Source organism: Microvirga lotononidis (genome assembly GCF_034627025.1).
Taxonomy (GTDB): domain Bacteria; phylum Pseudomonadota; class Alphaproteobacteria; order Rhizobiales; family Beijerinckiaceae; genus Microvirga; species Microvirga lotononidis.
Map to the genome: position 1 here is coordinate 135,675 of NZ_CP141049.1, position 20,822 is coordinate 156,496.

Below are 20,822 nucleotides of genomic sequence, written 5' to 3' on the forward strand. Positions count from 1 at the left end.
CGTCGGCTGCAGCTAGAAGCCGGGACCCCGCGTCCGATGCCCTCGCCGCCAAAGGCGAACCTGGCGCCTTCCTTGCGGCCGATCTCGATGCAGTTGGTGTCCTGCTTCAGCGGGGTCGCGTCGATCACCAGCCGATGTGCGTGCCAGTCTTTGACACGTCGTCCACCACCAAGCCTTGAGACCTTCGATCATGGCCGCAACGAACCTGTCCTGAATGCCATCGGTGACGATGGAGCGCGAGCGGGCTGTACAGTGCCGCACCGCGGAGAAGAAAGCCGAGTTGACCGAGGCTTCTAAGGCGACGCCAAGGCCCGCGCGGTCGAGCGCGATAGAAGGGTTCTTGCCGCCCCATCTTGAGCTGGAACCTGGGGTTGTGTTCAATGGGGGCACCAGCCGCGCGCTTGCCCTGTCGACGGAGCCGGTGAAGACAACGGCGTGGACATCCCGGCTGTTGAGCATGGGCCAGCCGACGATCGCCCAGGAGTTGCCTGCACGAGCCCGGCCAGCTTGCTCCCCCGGTGTTGCCGTCGCAGGTGCAGACGCGATCTTCCAGGTAGTGATGGCAATGAGGACGTTTCATGGTAGGTCGATCCCGACCGCACCCACCAGCTCGTGGATGATCTCAATGCCGCAAATCACCTTCAGGATTGCCCCGGCGATTCGGTTCACCTTTCATTCTGCAACCGATCCCGATCAACCCGATAGAATTGCGGAGTATCAGCAAGGCACTACGAATTGATAACCCAGAACCTCGCCTATATCTCAAATCTGGAAGACTTGTCACTCACATTTATCATCCTGTTATGATAGGTTTAAGGCCCGTTCGGGAGATAACTGCTCATTGCGGGAAAATTCACCTCCCTCAACGGCTCAGGAAAATTAAGGACCACCCTCAAGAATGACAAGGCTGTCAAGCTTCAAAAGCCTCCATCATAGAGACGGTACGCTGACGCGGCGCGTCACCGATACCTTAAGGGAAGGTATTCTTGCGGGCAATCCGCCGCCAGGCGACAAGCTCCCGAGTGAGGCTCGCTTGATCGAAACCTTCAACGTCAGCCGAACCGTCATTCGGGAAGCCCTCTCCACACTGAGAGAAGAAGGTTTGGTTGAACCGCGGCAGGGAGCCGGCGTCTTCGTTCTAGGTCCGGAGGAAGCCGCTGGACCAGCGCTGCAGGGAATTGACCCAGAACGGATCTCTTCCGTCGTTGAAGGGCTAGAACTGAGGACGGCTATTGAAGTCGAGGCGGCTTATCTGGCTGCCACACGCTGCTCTCCCCTGCAGGAAGAAACAATTATTCAGCGCCACTACGAAGTGGGCGAATGCATCAAGGCTGGGCGCTCTACGATAGAGGCGGATTTCGCGCTGCACCTTGCCATTGTCGAAGCAAGCAACAACCGGCGCTTTGTTGATCTTCTCAAGATGCTCGGACACGAGATGATTCCGCGCTCGGTGTTCGACAAAGGCGAGGATACGACACCTGTACCATACCTTGAGCGCTTGCACGAGGAGCACCGTCGAATCGTCAGTGCCATCTCGAACCGGGACAACATCGGCGCTCGCGAGGCGATGCGAGATCACTTGGCTGGAAGTCAGAAGCGATACCGGGCGCTTCTGAATGATAGGGGCAGAGGCCTGTAATTACCTGTGTTGACATATCATGATAAATTTGCGAGTACATGTCATGACAATTACGTCTGACGTGGGTGAATTCCAATGGAATATAACGAGTTAAAGCAGGTTCTTGGATCAGGGCTCCTGTCATTCCCGGTGACACACTTCACCGAAACAGGGCAGTTCAACCGAAAGAGCTATGAGGAACATGTCGGCTGGCTCTCAGGTTTTGAAGCCGCAGCCCTGTTCGCCGCCGGTGGTACCGGCGAATTCTTCTCCTTGACCCCCGAAGAGGTTCCACAGGTTGTAAAGGCTGCCAAGGCAGCTGCCGGGAGCACACCGATCGTTGCTGGATGTGGTTATGGAACGGAAATCGCCGTCTCCATCACAAGAGCCGTAGAGGCTGCTGGCGCCGACGGCATATTGCTGCTCCCTCACTATCTGATCGACGCTCCGCAGGAGGGGCTCTACCGCCATATCAAGGCTGTATGCCAAGCCACGGGCATTGGGGTTATGGTCTATAACCGCGACAACTCCGTTCTGCAGGCTGATACCCTGGCGCGGCTGTGCGACGAATGCCCGAACCTCGTCGGCTTCAAGGATGGTGTTGGGGAAATCGGCCTCGTCCGTCAGATCACCGCCAAAATGGGAGACCGCCTGACGTATCTCGGCGGGATGCCGACAGCCGAGCTCTTTGCTGAAGCCTATCTCGGCGCAGGCTTCACGACCTACTCGTCGGCTGTCTTCAACTTCGTGCCTGGCCTTGCGGTTGAGTTTTACAAGGCCCTGCGCGCCGGCGAGCGGGCAAAGTGCGAGAAGATCCTTCTGGAGTTCTTCTACCCATTCATGGCAATCCGAAACCGCTCCAAAGGCTATGCCGTAGCTGCAGTCAAGGCAGGAGTTCGCCTTCAGGGCTTCGATGCCGGTCCCGTGCGGGCGCCCTTGAGCGATCTTTCTGCCGCAGAAGTAGACATGATGGCCACTCTCATTTCGCCGTACCGACGCTGATCGCGCAGCCGGCTTGCGTGGCGCAGCTCATAGGGCGCGCCACGCTATCAAGCATCCGAAGCTATGTTACTGAGAGGGGACTGCGTGCTGTCAGCGAATCCCCGATACCGACGGTGGCTGCGCGCGAGATGTGCTCTCATGGCCTCTCGGGCCTGCTCGGCATCGCCAGCACTGATTGCTTCACAGATGGCTCGATGCTCGACAAGTGTATGTCGTATATAGTCGCTCGTGATGAGAGCGGGGTTCATAGCTCGCGAAAAAGCGGGCTGCGGCATGATCTTCAGGCTCATGACACTAAAGAACTCGATGAAAGCCCCGTTGTTTGTTGCCTCTGCAATCGACCGATGAAACACAAAGTCCAGTTGATCGAGAAGCTCCTCATCCTCCAATGAGGCCTCGAACTGCTTTAGTGCATCCCAGATCTTGGCTTCTTGGGCCCAGGAGTGACGCGTTGCCGCCAGCCCTGCCGCATGGACCTCGAATGCCATTCGCAGCTCGAGAAGGTCCATGAAGGAGGTCTGTATGTCAGCCAGAGGGGTAAGGAACGACGCGGCTTCCTCAGCCTTTGTCGGTTCCTGAAGCTCGCATACGAATACTCCTACCCCGTGTTGCGCCTTAAGCAAACCGTCTGATCGAAGCACTGCCACTGCTTCCCGGATAACTGTACGGCTAACTCCGAGTTCGGCGCCCAGTTCATTGAGGGTCGGAAGCTTGTCGCCAGGCTTTAGGCTACCGCTGGCAATCCGCGCCTTCAGTGCCTGAATCGTTCGCGCTGTCAGCGTATTCACCGTGCGTACACTCCCAAGGACTTTTTCAGGGTTCTCTTCACAAATACTAGTCTGCCGATTGGAATACAAGATCATATCTCTTGCTACGTGATCGTATCTCATCGGACGACAAAGCCACGTTCTGCCTGCAGTGGCAATCAGCATCGACCAAAGGCTAAGCCAGATATCCCTTTAAAATAGGTAAGAAGCAGCGGCCCAAACATCCGGCTATCTCAGCGGCATCAACAAGGCGCACAATCAAGCTACTGATTATAAAGGGAAATTACGAATCATATCGCTATATGTCGGCTGTGAAATTATCACCTACTTAAAACTTGACACGTGGTACGATTTCTATGAACTTGTCACTATAACTAGACGGCCGAGCGACCACACATCCCTTCGGCACCAGTTCGACGGGCAGTCCGGATCGGCCGCACACCCAAAAAGAGGGATTGGTCACGATGGCGACTATTGCAGCGCGATTAAGAGAACTCGGCATTGCTCTACCGAGCCTCACAGCCCCGAGCGGAACCTATGTTCCGTATCGTATCAGCGGATCAACGATCTACATTTCTGGACAGGTTCCAAGGGTTGAAGGTGTAGACCGTTATCTTGGTGTTGTCGGCGAGACAATGCAGGTCGATGAAGCCTATCAGGCTGCGCGAGTCTGCGCCCTGAACGTCCTGGCGCGGCTCAGCGCTGCTTTGGATGGTGATCTCGATCGCGTGTCCGCCTGCTTGCAGGTGCGCGGCTTCGTCAACGCTACGCCCACGTTCAAGGATCATCCGGCAGTCATCGACGGTGCATCCGATCTTTTCGTAGAGATCTTTGGTGAGAAGGGCCGCCATAGCCGTACCGCACTGGGGGCGGGATCCCTGCCCCGCGGCTTTGCTGTCGAGGTCGATGCTATTTTTGAGGCAAAATCATGAGTGTGGCCCAAAGCCTGAATACCCGTCCGCATTGTGGTCCCCAAAACGAGAAGAGCATGACCGACAAAAGTATCGTCATGAATGCCGTCAATAAATGGTATGGCAGTCTTCATGTCCTGAAGAACATTGATTTAACTGTTGATCGTGGCGAGCATATTGTCGTTTGCGGGCCATCAGGATCCGGCAAATCCACCATGATTCGCTGCATCAACTACCTTGAAGAAATCCAAAGCGGCTCGATCGAAGTCAACGGCACCCAGCTCGGCCACAAAGGCGGCAATGCCGATCATATCCGTCGCGAGGTCGGAATGGTCTTCCAGCAGTTCAATCTCTTTCCACACTTGACGGTGCTTGAGAATTGCATGCTAGCGCCGCGGCGTGTTCGAAAACACTCCTCTGCCGAAGCCAAAGATCAAGCCATGCGCTATCTCGAACGTGTTCATATTGCGGAGCAGGCACATAAATATCCTGCACAGCTCTCAGGCGGGCAGCAGCAACGCGTGGCCATTGCACGGGCGCTCTGCATGGATCCCAAGATTATGCTGTTCGATGAACCGACATCGGCTCTTGATCCGGAAATGGTTAAGGAAGTGCTCGACACCATGGTTTCGCTTGCCGACGACGGGATTACTATGATCTGCGTAACGCACGAGATGGGTTTCGCCAAAGCAGTTGCTCACCGTGTCGTCTTTATGGACCGCGGCGAGATTATCGAGAGCGGCCGGCCAACGGAGTTCTTCAGCAATCCTTCCCATGAGCGCACGAGGGCCTTCCTCGGACAAATCCTCAATCATTAACGCAGGACGGTCGTTCAACTCGGTACGGCAGGGGACCGCTCATGCAGTATACCTTTGACTTCTCACCTGTTCTGGCAGCTTGGCCATTATTGCTGAACGGGGCGATACAAACCCTCAAGATCTCGGCCATCTCGATGACGCTTGGGATGAGTCTGGGAATCATCATCGTGTCAATGCGGATGGGGACTTCGAACGCGATACGTACCTTCGCGATCGGCTATATTGAACTCATCCGCAATACACCGCTTCTCGTACAGGTCTTCTTCGTCTATTTCGGCCTCCCCTCGATTGGCGTACAGATGTCGGCAGAGGAGGCCGCAATCCTTGCTCTTACCCTGAATTGCGCTGCCTATGCTGCGGAGATCGTCCGAGGCGGAGTGGAATCAATCCGAAAGGGACAGGTGGAGGCAGGACGCGCCCTAGGCCTCCATACGCTGGATGTTTACCGCTTTGTCGTTTTCAGGCCTGCAATACGGGCGGTCTACCCCGCACTGTGCAGTCAGTTCGTCCTTCTCATGCTCAACTCGAGTCTCGTGGCGAGCGTATCAGCGGAAGAGCTGACCTATGTGGGACAGATAATCGATTCGCAAACGTTCCGAAGTTTCGAAGTCTACTTCGTGCTCGGTGCAATCTACCTCGCGCTCGCGCAAATCCTTTCCATCGCTCTGCAAGCAATCGGCAGATCCTACTTCTCCTATCCCGTCAAGTGAGGCACTGCGATGATCCGTGAATTTGGTTTCGCAGAATTCCTGTTTATCTTGGAAGGCGCACGCTGGACAGTTCTACTTTCCTTGTTGGCCTTTACCTTCGGCGGCGCAGGGGGTCTGGCAGTTGCGCTCGCTCGGACGAGCAAGTCGAAGCTGCTCCGGCGTCTCATGGCGACCTACATTCAGATCTTCCAAGGCACGCCACTTTTGATCCAGCTCTTCTTTGTCTACTTCGGCCTCCCTCTCCTTGGCCTAAAAGTCGACGTGTGGATCGCCGTGACCGTTGGTCTTTCACTCCACACCAGCGCTTTCCTCGGTGAGATATGGCGCGGCAGCATCGAGGCTGTCGCTCCTGGACAGACGGAAGCAGCTCGGGCCCTGGGGCTTGGCTATGTCTCTCTCGTGAAAGACGTGGTTCTCCCACAAGCATTCCGGATCGGCCTCCCTGCAACAATTGGATTTCTCGTCAATCTGGTCAAAGGCACTGCGCTTACCGCTTTGATCGGCCTCACTGAACTGACACGCTCAGGGCAACTGATGTCCAATATCACCTTTCAACCGCTGCAAGTGTACGGGGCGGTCGGGCTCGTATACTTCATCATCTGTCTTCCCCTGACCTATTTCAGCGCAACATTTGAGAAGCGATTGAACGCCAACCGTTAACCTCGTTGCGCAGACGACAACAACCAGAGGTATGAACATGTTCAGAGCAATATCCGCTTTCAAACGTCGACAGATAGTAGCAGGCTTCATGGGGATTTTCATGGCGACGGCGCCGATTGTCGGTCCCGCGCAGGCAATTACCCCGCAGGAGATCAAGGCGAAAGGCACCGCGGTCATCGGTGTTCAGATGGACCAGTTCCCCTGGGGCTTCGTGAACGAGAATAGCAAAAACGAAGGTTTCGACATCGACGTCGCAAACATGATCGCGAGCGAGCTAGGGGTCAAAGCCGAGTTCGTCCGGATTACTGGGCAGAACCGAATTCCCTCTCTTGTCGGAGGAATGGTAGATTTTCTAGTCCCCTCCATGACCATCACTGAGGAACGCGCAAAGGTCGTTCAGTATGCGATCCCATACTCTGCAAACGACATCACAGTTTGGGGCAAAAAAAACGCGCAGATCAGAGGAAATGACGATCTCGGCAAGTTCGTGATCGGCGTTAATCGCGGCAGCGCTTTTGAGCCCCTTCTCGTCAAGGTCGCGCCGCCTAACACTCGGATCAAGCGTTATGATGACGACGCAACAACGGTTCAAGCTCTGTTGTCGGGCCAGGTTGATGCGATTCTAGGGAGTGTCACGTACGGGCTGGTCATCGAGAAGACTGGCCGCGGGAACGACTACGAACGGAAGTACAAGGTCGCCGACAACCTTCAAGGCATGGCAGTCCGCAAGGGCGACCAGGAGATGCTGGACTTCCTGAACGACTTTGTCGCCCGCCGCACTGCGGACGGATCCCTCGACGCTCTTTACAAGAAATGGATCGGCGTTGAGCGGCCAAAGCTGCCGACGACTCTCCCAGGCGTCGATTTTACAGGCAAGCGGTAGAACCATCGAGCCTTCGCGCGGGATGATGCTCCTGGGCGAAGGCAGCTAGAGAAACGGCTCAGTCAACCGGCTTCGCCCCTGCACGCTCCGCAGGCAGGGCTAGGTAAGCGCGTGCCCGCGTTGGGCACATTTCGCCGGACGAGAGCGGCGCACATTCAACTTCTCCCTCGGAGGATAGCAGCAAGATGGCAAAAGATGGTAAGCAGATAAGGGTTGGTGTCGATATCGGCGGAACCTTTACCGATGTTGCGATGGAGGTCGGTGACGCACTCCACTCTGTGAAGATCCTAACGGATTATTCGTTCCCCGAAAACGCGATCGTCAAAGGCATCCATCAGGTCGCCGATCTCGCAGGGGTGGGACTGTCGCATATCGACACGATCATCCACGGAACGACACTCGCAACCAATGCCCTTATCGAGCGTCGCGGAGCCAAGACAGCCTTTATCACCACCAAAGGCTTCCGCGACGTGATCGAGATGCGAACTGAGAGTCGGTTCGAACAATACGACCTCAACATCGTCCTTCCGGCTCCTCTTGTTCCAAGAGACGAGCGCTTCGTTCTTGACGAGCGGATCGGTGCGGATGGATGTGTACTAAGGCCACTTCAGGAGACAGAAGTCGACGCCCTCTGCAAGAGAATTGCTGCCGATGGCTACGAGAGCGTAGCCATCGGCTTCATTCACTCCTACCTGAATGGCACACATGAGCGCTTCGTTCGTGACCGACTACTCGCCACTAAGCCGGATATTTCCGTCTCGATATCCTGCGAAGTCTCGCCGCAGATGCGTGAGTTCCAGCGCTTCAACACTGTCTGCGTCAACGCGTTTGTCAAGCCGCTGATGGCATCCTACCTCAACCGACTGGTTGGTCGGCTGAGAGAAGAAGGCGCGCAATGCCCCGTTTTCATGATTCACTCGGGGGGCGGCATCATCAGTGTGGAGAGCGCGATTGAGTTCCCAGTCAGGCTGCTAGAGTCCGGACCAGCTGGGGGAGCCATTTTCGCAGCACATATTGCCTCTGCGTACTCCCTGGATCAGGTTGTCTCATATGACATGGGAGGAACGACAGCGAAGATCTGCTTGATCGAAAAGCAGACGCCACGAACCTCCAGAACGTTCGAGGTGGCACGGACCTACCGCTTCAAGAAAGGTAGCGGAATGCCGATCTCAATTCCTGTTATCGAAATGGTTGAGATCGGCGCAGGTGGCGGCTCTATTGCGACAGTTGATTCTATGCGGCAGATCAGGGTTGGCCCTCACAGCGCCGGGTCTGAACCAGGCCCGGCCTGCTATGGACGGGGTGGCGAGAAACCGACAGTGACCGATGCCGACCTCCTCCTTGGAAGGCTTGACCCGGACGATTTCGCAGGGGGAGCCATTAGGCTGTCCCGTATCGCTTCGGAGGCTGCCGTTCATCAGGACGTGGCCAGCCATATTGGTGCTGATGCAACGACCGCCGCCTATGGATTGAGTGAGGTAGTCGACGAGAACATGAGCAATGCCGCACGCATGCACGCGGTCGAGAATGGCAAGGAACTGTCGGACTTCACCATGATTGCCTTCGGCGGCGCAGCACCATTACATGCTGCACGTCTTTGCGAGAAGCTTGGCATCGATCAGCTGGTCATCCCGCCAGGTGCAGGCGTCGGCTCCGCCATTGGCTTCCTGCGAGCCCCCTTCGGCTTTGAGTCGGTACGCAGTGCCTATAGCCGCCTCAGTCGCTTTGATGCCAAAGCCATCAATGCGGTCATTCGTGAACTGGTGGAGGAAGCGACATCATTTGTCCGCTCGGGTGCGCCAGATGCCCAACCTGACCTGGAGTGCACCGCGTACATGCGTTATGTGGGTCAGGGATGGGAAGTCCCGGTAACGATCGAGGTTCGCGATTACGCTGATCCCGATGCCGCCCTCTTCCGCACTCTCTTTGATGAATGCTACGAGCGCTTCTTCGGCCGCGTCATCGATGGTCTCGACGTTGAGATCGTCAGCTGGTCGTTGCGCGCGAGCTCCGAAGCCATCGCGCCAGCGCGCATCGCATGGACTGAAAAGCAGCGCCAAGCCATTGTCCGCGAGCAGCGAGAGATCTTTGACGCTCAAGACGGACGCTTTCAGCAGGCATCGGTTGTTGTTCGCAGCGAAATGGCTCCCGGCGACTGGATCTCTGGCCCCGCTGTGATCACCGAACGGGAAACCTCGACAATTGTTACAGCAAGCCGTGAAGCGATCATGCAAGCCGACGGGTGCGTCTTGCTACGTGCCAAGAACGCGGCTTGAGCGGGAGATTTATCATGACCAACAATCTACTCTCCGACGTCCATATGCAAATCATGTGGAACCGCCTCATCTCGGTAGTTGAAGAGCAAGCCGTAACTCTGATACGGACTGCCTTCAGCACCAGTGTCCGTGAGTCAGGCGACCTTTCGGCAGGCGTGTTCAATCGCTCTGGACATATGATCGCTCAAGCTGTAACCGGCACCCCTGGCCACGTTAATGCCATGGCTGAGGCAGTTGGCCATTTCATCAATGACATTGGGCGCGAAAACCTCTTCGAGGGGGATGTCTACATCACGAACGACCCCTGGAAGGGAACAGGCCATCTTCATGATTTTACAGTAGTCTCTCCCAGCTTCCGCAATGGTCAGCTCATCGGCTTCTTCGCTTGCACCGCGCACGTGGTGGACGTAGGCGGGCGGGGATTCGGTCCTGATGCAAACGAGGTCTATGAAGAGGGCATCTTCGTGCCCATCATGAAGTTCGCGGAACGTGGCGTAGTCAACAAGGACCTCGTCAACATTCTGCGCAACAATGTTCGCGAAAGTCATCAAGTCGTCGGCGACGTCTACTCGCTTGCGGCTTGCAATGAAGTCGGGCATCGCCGCCTGATGGATATGATGGATGAGTTCCGTCTGGATGACCTGGAAGAACTCGCAAAGTTCGTCTTTGAGCGCAGCTATAAAGCTACACTAGAGCGATTGGCCGCGCTGCCCCATGGCAGCTATTTCAATGTGATGCGCGTCGACGGATACGGATCCCCCATCGACATCGCAGTTCGGCTCGATGTTGCCCGTGATCATATCCTCGCTGACTTCGAAGGCACCTCACCTCCTAGCCCGAAAGGCATTAACTGCCCTCTCATCTATTCGACCGCCTATGCGTGCTATGGGCTGAAATGCTCCTTGGCGCCCGATATCCCTAACAACCATGCGTCTCTTTTGCCGTTCAAGGTCGTAGCGCCCGAGAACTGCATTCTCAACGCGCAGCATCCCGCGCCAGTATCTGTGCGCCATGTCCTCGGCCATTTGGTTCCTGATGCGGTGCTCGGAGCAGTCCACAAGATGCTCCCAGGGAGGGTCCCGGCCGAGGGTTCTGGCGCCCTCTGGAATCTTCATGTCAGCGCTCGTCCGCTCCAAGGCGACAGGGCTCCTGCAGACGGCGGCCAGCGTGCAGAGGTTCTGCTCTTTAACAGCGGGGGAGCTGGTGCGCGGGCGCACCTTGACGGCCTCAATGCAACCGCATTCCCAAGCGGCGTCCACTCGATGTCCATTGAAGCAACCGAACATGTTGGCCCAGTCATCTTCTGGCGTAAGGAGCTGCGGGATGGATCCGGTGGAGCAGGGCAATATCGCGGGGGGCTTGGTCAGGTGGTGGAGATCTCCCCCACCGAAGGACACGAGATCTACTTCAACGCGATGTTCGATCGTGTCCAGCACCCACCTCGCGGTCGGGAAGGCGGTGAAGACGGCGCAGCAGGTGCGGTTCTCCTCGACGACGGGACCGTGCTCGCCGCCAAAGGACGTCAGCACGTGCCGTCCGGACGGCGCTTGATCCTCCAGCTACCGGGAGGTGGCGGATACGGACCGGCGGAAAAACGTGCCCCGAATGCGGTCAAACGCGACAGGGACAACGACTACGTCGTCAATTCCTGACGCGAGCCAGGCATTTCCGTTGCCCCTCTGAGGCATCTGAGGGCCAACGGATGTTCGTTTGCAGGAGGCATAGCAGTCAAAAGATGGGCACAATGAGCTATACACCGCATGGGAAACATCTGGTCGCCGGCGAATGGCTCTCGAGCGAAGCGACGACCATGTCGAATCCGACGAGTGGTTCCGGGTATCGCTTCTCGTCGGGAACACCTTCTCAAGTATCGGCTGCCTGCGATGCCGCGGAGGAGGCCTTCTGGATCTATGGCTACTCAAGCCGCGAGGAACGAGCAGCTTTCCTGATCGCGATGGCTGATGAGATCGAAGCACGGAGCGATCTCATTCCCCATATTGGTGCGGCGGAGACAGGATTGCCGTTTGCACGCCTGGTCAATGAGCTCGGTCGCACGACCGGACAGCTCCGGCTGTTTGCCCGGCACATTCTCAAGGGTGACTATCTCGACCGGCGGTATGATGAAGCCCTGCCTGAGCGCAAGCCGTTACCACGACCCGACCTAAGAATGGTCCAACGACCGATCGGGCCCGTTGCTGTTTTTGGAGCTTCGAATTTTCCACTCGCGTTCTCGACTGCGGGTGGGGACACAGCTGCCGCACTTGCAGCCGGCTGCCCCGTCGTTTTCAACGGCCACTCGGCTCACCCGGGCACGGGCGAGATTGTCGCTGAAGCGATCGATGCTGCGCGCCGCAAGTTAGGCGTCCACCCTGGCGTGTTTTCGTTCATCCAATGCGGGACTCATGAAAGCGGTGCCGCGCTTGTTCAGAACCCCAATATCAAGGCCGTGGGGTTCACAGGTTCACTTAGAGGCGGGCGTGCCCTCTTTAACCTTTGTGCGGCAAGGCCAGAACCTATCCCTTTCTTTGGCGAGCTGGGCTCTGTGAATCCTGTCTTCGTCCTGCCTGAGGCATTGAGGGTTCGAGGTAATGCGATTGGTGCGAGTTGGGCGGAGTCGCTGGTAATCGGCGCGGGCCAGTTCTGCACCAATCCCGGGATCACCTTTGTCCGCGAGGGTGAAGGCAGTGAGGCTTTCATGAGATCTGTTTCCGAGAAACTGTCCGTCACTGCACCACAAGTTATGCTGACGACTGGTATCGCCAAGGCCTACCGCGATGGTCGGGACCGCATCGCATCCGTTCCTGGAGTGCGAGAGGTGTTCGGTCAAAGATGTGGAGACCGACTTGCAGCACCGTTTCTCTTTGAGACATCCGCAGAAGTCTGGCTCGAAAACCGTGCATTGGGCGAGGAGGTGTTCGGGCCGCTCGGGTTGGTGGTCCGAGTGCGAGATAGCGACGTCATGTTAACTGCTGCGAAGCGCCTGGAAGGGCAGCTGACTGCGACGGTTCACCTAGAGGCCGATGATCTTGAATTGGGATCCAAGCTCCTGCCGATTCTTGAGCGGAAAGCGGGCCGTGTGTTGGCGAATGGCTTCCCGACAGGAGTGGAGGTCGCAGACGCAATGGTGCATGGGGGCCCCTATCCAGCCTCGACCAACTTCGGGGCTACATCTGTTGGAACCCTGTCCATTCGTCGCTTCCTCCGCCCAGTCTGCTATCAGAATATTCCGGAGGCACTCCTGCCTGCGGACCTCCGCAGTTCTGCACCCAATACACCTGCAAGGGCCATTCAATGAATTATGAGAACAGACGCGCCAGCGGTATTCAATCATCCCCGAGCATGGCAATCGCTATGGCGGCAAAGAAGCTACAAGCGGAAGGGCGCGACATCATTGATCTCTCCCTCGGCGAGCCGGACTTCGAGCCACCACAGCACGTTATGGATGCCGCTTCTTCAGCGATCCGATCTGGCAGGATCCGCTATGGTGCTGCGGCTGGAACGGAGGCTCTGCGTAGCGCCATCCTAGACAAGCTCAGCCGCGACAACGACCTAGCCTACGCGCTTGATGAAATAACCGTAGGCAATGGTGCCAAGCAAATCCTATTTAGTGCCTTCCTGGCTACCTTAGAGGAAGGCGACGAGGTCGTGATACCGACCCCGTGCTGGGTTTCGTATGGCGATATCGTCTCATTGCATGGCGGCAAACCGGTTTACGTATCCTGTGGTCAGAGCAATGGGTTCAAACTTTCCGCCGAGCAGCTGGAGAAGTCCATCACGCCTCGTACCCGCTGGCTGATGCTGAACTCCCCGTCCAATCCGACGGGGGCAATCTACTCCCTCGCCGAATATAGAGAACTGGAGCAGGTGCTGGCCTGCCATCCCCAGATCCTTGTACTGGCTGATGAAATCTATGAACATATTCTTCTGAACGATACTCCCTTCATATCTTTCGGGACTGCCTGTCCAGAGCTGCGCGATCGCACACTAATCGTCAATGGTGTATCCAAAGCCTATGCCATGACTGGCTGGCGAGTCGGGTACGCTGCAGGCCCACGGCCCCTCGTGGCGAGCATCAACAAAATTCAATCCCAAAGTGTGACTTCGGTATGTGGCGTTGCTCAAGCCGCCGCCACAGCGGCGCTCAATGGCGATCAAGCCTTTGTTGCACATGCAGCTGCCACCTTCCGGCGCCGTTCCAACCTGGTTACGGAAGGACTTTCACGGATCCGCGAAATCGATTTCGTGCCTCCCGATGGAGCCTTCTACGCATTCCTGGGTGTTAAGAGCATTCTTGGCCGGAAAACAGGGGCTTACACTGTACTGGACAATGACACGGCCGTAGCAGCCTATCTGCTGAATGAGTTTGGAGTGTCCAGCGTACCTGGAGTGGCATTTGGGTGTCCATCGTTCATTCGGCTTACTATCGCAGCCTCCGATGAGAATTTGCAAGCTGCGTGCAGCAGGATCACCAAGATGATTGCATCACTCAGTTGAAGGGGATTGCGGGTTAGTTTGAACCCAAATGCTCGGAAAAAGTTGTCCTCGGGACAGACCAGTTTGACGGGTCAAGACCAGTGTTCCCACAAGGTCGTGTTCAGTCGCCCAGACTGCGGGTGTTTCTTGATTTCCTTCTGAGGCGACTGAAGGACTTATGACAATCATTATCGGTGGCCACCGCCCGCAGCGGCATTGCCACATATCACGCGCGTTTTGTTCTACTCGGAGGCTGCTTTGCGGAAGAGTGCGCCCCTTGCTTCGGTTCCTCGCGCAAAGGGGATCGGGGAGTGCACGAAGTACTCCTCGTCTAATTTGTAGTCCGAGTTGCACGACGCATGCACCTTCCGGGTTACCAACCGGATCGAGTACTTCCTTCTGTTTCCTTGACCAAGATTTGCTGCGGCGGGATGTGGTCAACGTTCACGGCTTCGGGCCCGTCGAGCGACTTGCCACATGGGTAACAATGGGGGTTCTGATGAGGTCGTCTAATCGCGGGCTGTTTTGCAAGTAGTTTTTCAGAAACTTACGAGCTCGACACTGGGATCAGGGTCGAGGGAAGCTAAGGAGAGGTCGGTCCAAGCGGATCATAGGCGCGCCACGTGAGCGTGTGCCGGGAGCAGGGTCGTCTTCGCGGTTCACAGATGTCGCCGCACGATGGCGCTTCGCGGGAGGAGCCTTCCCATGTGGACGACGCACTCGGCTGCATCAGCGGTGCATCCCATCAGGCGGAATGGTTCGGCCCACGTCCCGGTAGGGACGTCTCAGCGCGCTCAGAGGCTGAACGCGATCCTCAATCCATCAAGTCGCTGCGCCAACAGTCCGGTCGAAGAAGGTGCCGGTCTTGAGCATCGCGTGCATGATGACCGCCAACTTTCGGGCGACCGCAACGGCGGCTCGCTTAAAGCCGACCCGCTCCCGGAGCTTGAGGCCCCAGGTCCGCAGGCCGCTCTCGGCCGAGCTACGGGTCAGGATGACAGTTGCCGCCTCAAACAGAAGCCCCCGCACCTGGCGATCGCCCCGGCGGGGGGTATGGCCATCATAGTCGACCTCGCCCGACTGATAGCGTCGGGTGGTCAGGCCCAACCAGGCGCCAACGGAACGGGACCGCTGTAAGCATACGATGAGGGCCGCAGGGTAAAGGATCAGGCACCGGACAGCTTGGAGTCGGTTCTGTCGCTCTGATCCTTGATCATCTCGCGGTGCAGATTCCGATTTTATTCGGCCAGGGATTCCGAGATGAAGCCGGCCACCATTCCGATCATTGTCCGGCCAGGGGCTGAGCCAGCATCGAGGAGTGTTCCCAGGGTCCTCCGATCAGGCATGAAGGCTCCTTTGTTGCGAACAAGGAGCGGCCATGCCGGCAAAGAGAAGGCTGACCATGAGAGCCATACGTCACATCCTGCGCCTGCACGCCAGCGGCGAGAGCGACCGGTCGATCGGACGGTCCGTCGGAGCCGCCCGCTCCACCGTCCAAGATACCCTCAAAGGGGTCATCGCAGAATCTTCCCGGAATCCTACGCTAAGCCGCTTCGAGGAAAGGTGAGCGTGGATTCCGCAGCGGACGGAAGTGCCCGGTAAGAGGCTCGGTCGGCCAGACATAGTCCCCATTGAAGCTGATGTGCTCCCAGCCGAGCGGTGCGATATGGGCCAGGAGCTCATCCGGCAGGTGCTCGCCACCGGCGCGGCGCTCGTCAACGGCTCGGCTGAGATAAACCGTGTTCCAGAGGATGATGGCCGCGATCGTCAGGTTGAGCCCAGAGGCGCGGTAGCGCTGGTTCTCAAAGGTTCGGTCCCGGAGCTCGCCATGGCGATGGAAGAACAGAGCTCGAGCCAAAGCGTTACGAGCCTCGCCCTTGTTGAGACCAGCATTGGTGCGCCGGCGCAGGGCTGGGTCTGAGATCCAGTCCAACGTAAACAATGTGCGTTCCAAACGACCGATCTCGCGGAGAGCTTTCGCGAGAGCGTTCTGGCGTGGGTAGGCGGCGAGCCGACGCATCAGCGTCGAGGGTGCAACCGTGCCTGCCCGGATTGAGACCGCCATTCGCAAGACTTCGTCCCAGTTCTCCCTGATGCACTGGAGGTTGATTGAACCTCCAATCATCGCGCCGAGGCTGCTGTAATCAGCCCGGTCGCCGGCGACATAGAGGCGGCGATCGGCAAGATCCCGGATCCGTGGAGCAAACCGGAAGCCGAGAAGATGGCACAGGCCAAACACGTGCTCGGTAACGCCGCCGGTATCGGTGTAGTGCTCCCGGATCGCGAGCGTGCTCTCGTGATGCAATAGGCCGTCCAGAACATGGAGTGCTTCGCTGGCGTTGGCGGCAATCACCTGAGTGTGGAAAGGCGCGAACCGATCGGAGATGAACGTGTAGAACTTCGCTCCCGGCTCCGAGCCGTAGCGGGCATTGTGATCGGCGCGGCCTTGCCCATGCCCACCGGCTCGGAAGAACTGCCCATCCGAGGATGAAGTGGCACCATCACCCCAGACGACAGTGAAGGGCTGAGCATGGATGGCATTGACCAGGGCAGCCAGGCCGGCTTGATACGTCTCGTCCCGGATATGCCACTCCGCCGTCCAGAGCAGATGAGAATGGCTGAAGAGGCCGGAGCTTCGCGCCATCCGCGCCAGTCCCAGATTGGTCGCATCCGCCAGAATGGCCGTCTTGAGCGCGACTGGATTCTCCGGAGGCGCCCCGGATCGAAGATGGCTGAACCGGTCCGCAAAATTCGTCCAGCCGTGGACCTCGGCGAGAAGGTCTGTGATCCGCAGGCGGGGAAGCATGCTGTAGAGCCGCCGGGCGATATCATCAGCACCACTATTGTGCTGGCGGATCGGGCTGATCGAAAGCCCGGTCGATGAGATGACCGCCTCAGAGAGTTCGCCGGCCTCAGCCTGCGCTCCAACCTCGCGAAGCCGCCGATCCAGCGTGGCACAGCGCTCCTCACGCCAAGCCTGGAAGCTGTCAGGGATCGCAAGACCAAGTTCACCACTCTGACGACGGGTGGCAAATGCAGTTTGAGGCAACAGGAAGTCGTCGAACGCCCGGTAGGACCGGCTCCCTTCCACCCAGACATCGCCAGCCCGCAGCCGGTCCCGAAGGGCGACGATGACACCGATCTCCCAGGTCCGCCGGTCGACAGAGGCGCCTTTCCCAACGAGTTTTCGCCAGGCAGGTGTCATAAAGGCGGTCGGGACTCGAGCCGGGAGCCTGCGCTGGCCGGAGGCGTAAAGGGTCCGCAGGAGTTCGACTGCGGTAAGCAGGGGATCTGATGCCTTCCACGAATGGAACGTGAAGGTCCGAAGGATCATTTTGCCAACCCGGTGAATGCCGGGATAGTGGTCAATGACCTCCGCCATGTTATCCTGCCGGGTGTCTCCTATCGTCTGATCAATCTCACCCACCAACGTCTCAAGCCCGCGCCAGCCGATGGTTTGCTCGACCGCCATAAGCGGATCGGCTCCTCTCGCCCGAGCTTTCAGCATGGCCTTGGCCATATCGATCAGCGCCCGGGCGGCACTGTCAATTGTCTTCGCTCGGCTAACAACCTGCTCCTTGTGCTGGCGATCGGCCTTGCGGAACACGCTGCCAATCATCTTGTCGAACATCGTGATTGCAGCATCGGTCAGCTCGGCTTCCATCTCGCGGGCGAAGACCACCAGAGATGCAAGCCGCCGCTCACTTTCCAGACGAGACAGATGCTGAGCGCTGAGGATGGCTGTCTCCCGGGCAATCCCCGCGTAGCGGGCCCGGTGAACGCGCCGCTCGCGATCCGGCTCGACGCCCAGCGAGCGTACGACCCCTAGTCGCTCCACAATCGAGGCGAGATTCTTCTGAGTTGGCGCCTCTGGCCAATCCCGGAGCCAGGCCAGAGGCGTCCTCCTTTGGTCCTCAGCCACCTCGATCAGATCATTCAGCCTCGCTCTGACAGTGGAGGTCAGGCCATCAACCAATGATCGATAGGCCCGCTTACGGACTTGCGCGCGAGCTGTGAGGGCAATCCGCTCGAGTTCTGTGGCAGCAGGTAGGACAACAAGGTTTTCTCGCAGATATGAGACCATGGCGCCAACGATGGCGTCGCCGCGATCGGTCCCGATCGCCTCTTCGCGGGCAATCCGCGTGATCGTTGGCTCGTCATCATGCCGGAAGGGCCGCAAGCCGAGATAAGCGTAGAGTTCGTTCAGGTGCTCCCAGCGAGTTGCTTCACGCTGCCCGTAAACCAGGAAGGCAGATGGGTTGACCTGGAGTTGATGGGCAATGAAGGCCAGCATGTCCTTGGGAGGCATTTCCGACGGACTGAGTACGCGGCCAGGGTAGCGCAGGTAGGCGAGATGGACGGCAAAGCCGAGCCGGTTTGCATCCCGGCGTCTTTGCCGGATCAGCGCCAGATCTTCCATCGAGAACGTGTAATGGCGAACGATTGAGGCGACATCTGACGGTGGGTCGAACAGCGTGGCGCGGGATTGCGGAGAGAGGATTTCGTGCTTCTTCATGGCGGGCGAGTCGGGTGACAAGGCCTCGCCGTGTTGCACATTCCTGTTGCCAAACCGCTTCTATCAAGCCGAGCTCGCGCAAGAGACTTTCACACGGATCATGTGTTTCAACGTTGCAGATGCACAGGACGAACTCTGCCAATCACCCATCTGCTCAGAGCACTGGATGCCTGCTGAATGTCCTATGCAGCCTGTGACGCTCCCAAACTCTTAGCGTAGGATTCCGGGAAGATTCTGCGATGACCCCGGCCAGGCCGGAAAGACCTTCCGCCTGATAACGCGCTAACCAGCGCCGCACCGTCTCCTCGTGCTGGCGCACGATACCAGCGATCTCGGCCGCAACCAGATGACGCTCGGCCGAGAGCAGGATCATCAGGGCACGAATGCGCACCCGCGGATCAGGACTGATGTGATAAAGCTGATCAAGCTCGCTCAGCTGCTCTGGGCTAAGCGCATCCAGGCAAATGGGGTGCATGGCGGCCTCCCGGCTGCTCCCACACCCCAACATACCACAGAACTTCCAACGCTGTACTTAGTGGTGCATCCGGCATGTTCAGGGGGTATAATCGCGGCTTGCTGGCCTGCGGGCGGGAGGTGACCCATGACACCGATCTGCTTACGGGATTTGACCGTTGAGGAGTGTGCACGGGTCCAGACTTTGGCTCACGCGCGCACCGCTCCGGCTCAGATGGTGCAACGGGCTCAAATCATCTGGCGCGCCCGTCACGGCGAGAGCGCATCCGCCATTGCCTCTCGCCTGGGCCTGGATGTCGAGACGGTGCGAAGGCGCATCCACCGCTTCAATGCAGAAGGAGTGGAGGCCCTGAAGGATCGGCATCGCTCCGGCCGCCCGCCCACCTATCCGCCTGAGCAAGCCGCCACCGTGATCGCCACGGCGCTGATCAAGCCAGAGACGCTCGGGCTGCCGTTTGCCGCCTGGACGCTCGACCGACTGGCCGCCTACCTGCACGAGGTCAAAGGCATTGCGATGCAGCGCAGCCGCATCGACGAGATCCTGCTCCAGGAGGGCTTGCGCTGGCACAAGCATGAGACCTGGTTCGGCGAGCGGGTCGATCCGGCCTTCGCGGAAAAAAGGGGGCGATCGAAACGCTCTACACCGCACCGCCTGCGGGCAGTTGGGTAGTCTGTCTCGACGAAATGGGACCGGTGAGCGCGAAGAGCTATGCCGGCCATGCCCTGGTGCAGAACCGGACGCGACCAGCCGAGCGGGCGAGACAGGAGATCGACTACGGCCGGCGCGCCAAGGGCTACATCTTCGGGGCGTTTCGCCCTGCGACGGGTGAGGCCTTCACCCATCCCTATCCCGGACGCGGCGGCACGCACTGGGCCGACTTTCTCGACCACGTTGAGAACTGGATCCCGCGCACGACCCAGCGGATCTACGCGATCATGGATAATCTGAGCTCCCACCGCACCACCGACGTGCTGCTGTTCCTGCTGGCGCATCCGCGTTGGGAGATGGTGTTCCAGCCCAAGTACGCGGCTTATCTCAACCTGATCGAGCCCTGGTGGAAAATCCTGCGCTCCCTCGCATTAGCGGGTCGGCGCTTCGAGAGCTGGGAGGAGATCGTCGATGCGGTTCACTGCTCTACAGTCTACTGGAATGCACACCGCCATCCCTTTGTCTGGGGCAAACGCCGTCGGCATCGGCCTCGCCGCTCGCCCGGCATTGCCCTCCTGCCGAAGGCGGCATGACTTACCGGATGCACCACTTAGGTGGAAAGGCCCAGAGACAAGACCAATTGCGCTACAAGGTATCGACTATATGACGAAACCAACCATGCAAGTCGAAGACGAGACTGGAGACACTGGTCAGGCCAGCACGCCTCACCTCGATAGGCTTGAAAAGTTGGCTCATGCGGCAGCCACCGCGGCCCAGGCGAAGCAATGGCGGGCACACAAGAACGGCATGCAGCAGCAGGATGAACCCTCAGACGTGCGCAACCTCAGTCATGATGCGCAAGCGAGAGCCCGCGCCGAAGAAGCGATGCGCCTGATGATGGCGAAGCCACAAAGCAAACGCCGGAGCCGGTGACGATCAGTTTGGCATCAATCATCGTGGGCAGCTCCATAACCATTCCAAAGCAGGCATTGATTGCGGTCGTCCTCTAGGATGTTTGAATTGAGAGTCTGTTGGGCTCGCGCTCACCATGGTCGCGCCACGTCG

General features: G+C 58.2%; 18 protein-coding genes and 1 pseudogene. 14 read left to right on the forward strand and 5 right to left on the reverse strand.

What is annotated here, in order from left to right; translation table 11 throughout:
* Positions 1 to 12: 12 nt before the first annotated feature.
* Positions 13 to 459: an aldehyde dehydrogenase family protein gene (locus tag U0023_RS35635; RefSeq protein WP_083861231.1), complete on the reverse strand. Its 447-nt coding sequence runs from the start codon at positions 457 to 459 to the stop codon at positions 13 to 15.
* 439 nt (positions 460 to 898) lie between these two features.
* Here U0023_RS35635 and U0023_RS24080 point away from each other — a divergent pair, with 439 nt between their 5' ends.
* Both U0023_RS24080 and kdgD read left to right on the forward strand, forming a co-directional pair.
* Positions 899 to 1,639, forward strand: coding sequence for a FadR/GntR family transcriptional regulator (locus tag U0023_RS24080; RefSeq protein WP_009488401.1), 741 nt, complete (start codon positions 899 to 901; stop codon positions 1,637 to 1,639).
* Between the two features lie 75 nt (positions 1,640 to 1,714).
* Entirely contained in the window at positions 1,715 to 2,620 is a 906-nt protein-coding gene (gene kdgD, locus U0023_RS24085; RefSeq protein WP_009488399.1) for a 5-dehydro-4-deoxyglucarate dehydratase, read from the forward strand.
* Between the two features lie 47 nt (positions 2,621 to 2,667).
* Here the strand turns inward: kdgD and U0023_RS24090 are convergent, their stop codons facing one another.
* A complete protein-coding gene (locus tag U0023_RS24090; protein ID WP_009488397.1) occupies positions 2,668 to 3,408 on the reverse strand; it encodes a FadR/GntR family transcriptional regulator in 741 nt (246 codons plus the stop codon).
* 443 nt (positions 3,409 to 3,851) lie between these two features.
* On the opposite strand from U0023_RS24090, the gene U0023_RS24095 reads away from it, so the two are divergent.
* The 9 genes from U0023_RS24095 to U0023_RS24135 all read left to right on the forward strand — a co-directional run bounded on the left by U0023_RS24095 (position 3,852) and on the right by U0023_RS24135 (position 14,139).
* Positions 3,852 to 4,319: a RidA family protein gene (locus tag U0023_RS24095; RefSeq protein WP_009488395.1), complete on the forward strand. Its 468-nt coding sequence runs from the start codon at positions 3,852 to 3,854 to the stop codon at positions 4,317 to 4,319.
* 56 nt (positions 4,320 to 4,375) lie between these two features.
* Positions 4,376 to 5,116 carry an amino acid ABC transporter ATP-binding protein gene (locus tag U0023_RS24100; RefSeq protein ID WP_040637700.1) on the forward strand — a complete coding sequence of 247 codons (741 nt, stop codon included), beginning with the start codon at positions 4,376 to 4,378 and terminating at the stop codon, positions 5,114 to 5,116.
* Positions 5,117 to 5,157: 41 nt separating this feature from the next.
* Positions 5,158 to 5,826, forward strand: a complete 669-nt coding sequence (locus U0023_RS24105; protein ID WP_009488391.1) for an amino acid ABC transporter permease — start codon at positions 5,158 to 5,160, stop codon at positions 5,824 to 5,826.
* Between the two features lie 9 nt (positions 5,827 to 5,835).
* Positions 5,836 to 6,486, forward strand: a complete 651-nt coding sequence (locus U0023_RS24110) for an amino acid ABC transporter permease (RefSeq protein WP_009488389.1) — start codon at positions 5,836 to 5,838, stop codon at positions 6,484 to 6,486.
* A 100-nt stretch (positions 6,487 to 6,586) separates the two neighbouring features.
* Positions 6,587 to 7,369, forward strand: coding sequence for a transporter substrate-binding domain-containing protein (locus U0023_RS24115; protein ID WP_245272815.1), 783 nt, complete (start codon positions 6,587 to 6,589; stop codon positions 7,367 to 7,369).
* A gap of 185 nt (positions 7,370 to 7,554) precedes the next feature.
* Complete coding sequence (locus U0023_RS24120; RefSeq protein ID WP_009488385.1) at positions 7,555 to 9,645, forward strand: hydantoinase/oxoprolinase family protein; 2,091 nt, start codon at positions 7,555 to 7,557, stop codon at positions 9,643 to 9,645.
* A 14-nt stretch (positions 9,646 to 9,659) separates the two neighbouring features.
* Positions 9,660 to 11,297: a hydantoinase B/oxoprolinase family protein gene (locus U0023_RS24125; RefSeq protein ID WP_009488383.1), complete on the forward strand. Its 1,638-nt coding sequence runs from the start codon at positions 9,660 to 9,662 to the stop codon at positions 11,295 to 11,297.
* Positions 11,298 to 11,389: 92 nt separating this feature from the next.
* Positions 11,390 to 12,940, forward strand: coding sequence for an aldehyde dehydrogenase (NADP(+)) (locus U0023_RS24130; protein ID WP_052600392.1), 1,551 nt, complete (start codon positions 11,390 to 11,392; stop codon positions 12,938 to 12,940).
* Complete coding sequence (locus tag U0023_RS24135) at positions 12,937 to 14,139, forward strand: pyridoxal phosphate-dependent aminotransferase (RefSeq protein ID WP_009488379.1); 1,203 nt, start codon at positions 12,937 to 12,939, stop codon at positions 14,137 to 14,139. The genes U0023_RS24130 and U0023_RS24135 overlap by 4 nt, the downstream gene beginning before the upstream one ends.
* An 801-nt stretch (positions 14,140 to 14,940) precedes the next feature.
* Here U0023_RS24135 and U0023_RS24140 read toward each other — a convergent pair.
* The 3 genes and pseudogenes from U0023_RS24140 to U0023_RS24150 form a co-directional block, all read right to left on the reverse strand.
* Positions 14,941 to 15,246 (reverse strand): annotated as a pseudogene (locus U0023_RS24140) (transposase); the annotation flags it as partial.
* 415 nt (positions 15,247 to 15,661) lie between these two features.
* A complete protein-coding gene (locus U0023_RS24145; RefSeq protein WP_009489589.1) occupies positions 15,662 to 18,634 on the reverse strand; it encodes a Tn3 family transposase in 2,973 nt (990 codons plus the stop codon).
* A 154-nt stretch (positions 18,635 to 18,788) separates the two neighbouring features.
* Positions 18,789 to 19,109 (reverse strand): helix-turn-helix domain-containing protein, encoded by a 321-nt coding sequence (locus U0023_RS24150; RefSeq protein WP_009489590.1) that lies wholly within the window; start codon positions 19,107 to 19,109, stop codon positions 18,789 to 18,791.
* 126 nt (positions 19,110 to 19,235) lie between these two features.
* Between U0023_RS24150 and U0023_RS24155 the strand changes: the two genes are divergently transcribed.
* The 3 genes from U0023_RS24155 (at position 19,236) to U0023_RS24165 (ending at position 20,690) form a co-directional block, all read left to right on the forward strand.
* Complete coding sequence (locus U0023_RS24155; RefSeq protein ID WP_009489591.1) at positions 19,236 to 19,778, forward strand: helix-turn-helix domain-containing protein; 543 nt, start codon at positions 19,236 to 19,238, stop codon at positions 19,776 to 19,778.
* Positions 19,779 to 19,792: 14 nt separating this feature from the next.
* On the forward strand, positions 19,793 to 20,350 hold the full coding sequence (locus U0023_RS24160; protein WP_009489592.1) for a transposase: 558 nt from the start codon (positions 19,793 to 19,795) through the stop codon (positions 20,348 to 20,350).
* Between the two features lie 85 nt (positions 20,351 to 20,435).
* Positions 20,436 to 20,690, forward strand: coding sequence for a hypothetical protein (locus tag U0023_RS24165; protein ID WP_040638032.1), 255 nt, complete (start codon positions 20,436 to 20,438; stop codon positions 20,688 to 20,690).
* Positions 20,691 to 20,822 lie beyond the last annotated feature (132 nt).

Excerpts from the sequence above, each read along its gene's own strand:
- U0023_RS24120 (WP_009488385.1), top strand. The coding sequence starts at position 7,555 with ATGGCAAAAGATGGTAAGCAGATAAGGGTTGGTGTCGATATCGGCGGA.
- U0023_RS24155 (WP_009489591.1), top strand. The coding sequence starts at position 19,236 with ATGACACCGATCTGCTTACGGGATTTGACCGTTGAGGAGTGTGCACGG.
- U0023_RS24145 (WP_009489589.1), bottom strand. The coding sequence starts at position 18,634 with ATGAAGAAGCACGAAATCCTCTCTCCGCAATCCCGCGCCACGCTGTTC.
- U0023_RS24160 (WP_009489592.1), top strand. The coding sequence starts at position 19,793 with ATGGGACCGGTGAGCGCGAAGAGCTATGCCGGCCATGCCCTGGTGCAG.
- U0023_RS24110 (WP_009488389.1), top strand. The coding sequence starts at position 5,836 with ATGATCCGTGAATTTGGTTTCGCAGAATTCCTGTTTATCTTGGAAGGC.
- U0023_RS24080 (WP_009488401.1), top strand. The coding sequence starts at position 899 with ATGACAAGGCTGTCAAGCTTCAAAAGCCTCCATCATAGAGACGGTACG.
- U0023_RS24165 (WP_040638032.1), top strand. The coding sequence starts at position 20,436 with ATGCAAGTCGAAGACGAGACTGGAGACACTGGTCAGGCCAGCACGCCT.
- U0023_RS24115 (WP_245272815.1), top strand. The coding sequence starts at position 6,587 with ATGGCGACGGCGCCGATTGTCGGTCCCGCGCAGGCAATTACCCCGCAG.
- kdgD (WP_009488399.1), top strand. The coding sequence starts at position 1,715 with ATGGAATATAACGAGTTAAAGCAGGTTCTTGGATCAGGGCTCCTGTCA.
- U0023_RS24100 (WP_040637700.1), top strand. The coding sequence starts at position 4,376 with ATGACCGACAAAAGTATCGTCATGAATGCCGTCAATAAATGGTATGGC.
- U0023_RS24130 (WP_052600392.1), top strand. The coding sequence starts at position 11,390 with ATGAGCTATACACCGCATGGGAAACATCTGGTCGCCGGCGAATGGCTC.
- U0023_RS35635 (WP_083861231.1), bottom strand. The coding sequence starts at position 459 with ATGCTCAACAGCCGGGATGTCCACGCCGTTGTCTTCACCGGCTCCGTC.
- U0023_RS24105 (WP_009488391.1), top strand. The coding sequence starts at position 5,158 with ATGCAGTATACCTTTGACTTCTCACCTGTTCTGGCAGCTTGGCCATTA.
- U0023_RS24150 (WP_009489590.1), bottom strand. The coding sequence starts at position 19,109 with ATGCACCCCATTTGCCTGGATGCGCTTAGCCCAGAGCAGCTGAGCGAG.
- U0023_RS24135 (WP_009488379.1), top strand. The coding sequence starts at position 12,937 with ATGAATTATGAGAACAGACGCGCCAGCGGTATTCAATCATCCCCGAGC.
- U0023_RS24095 (WP_009488395.1), top strand. The coding sequence starts at position 3,852 with ATGGCGACTATTGCAGCGCGATTAAGAGAACTCGGCATTGCTCTACCG.
- U0023_RS24125 (WP_009488383.1), top strand. The coding sequence starts at position 9,660 with ATGACCAACAATCTACTCTCCGACGTCCATATGCAAATCATGTGGAAC.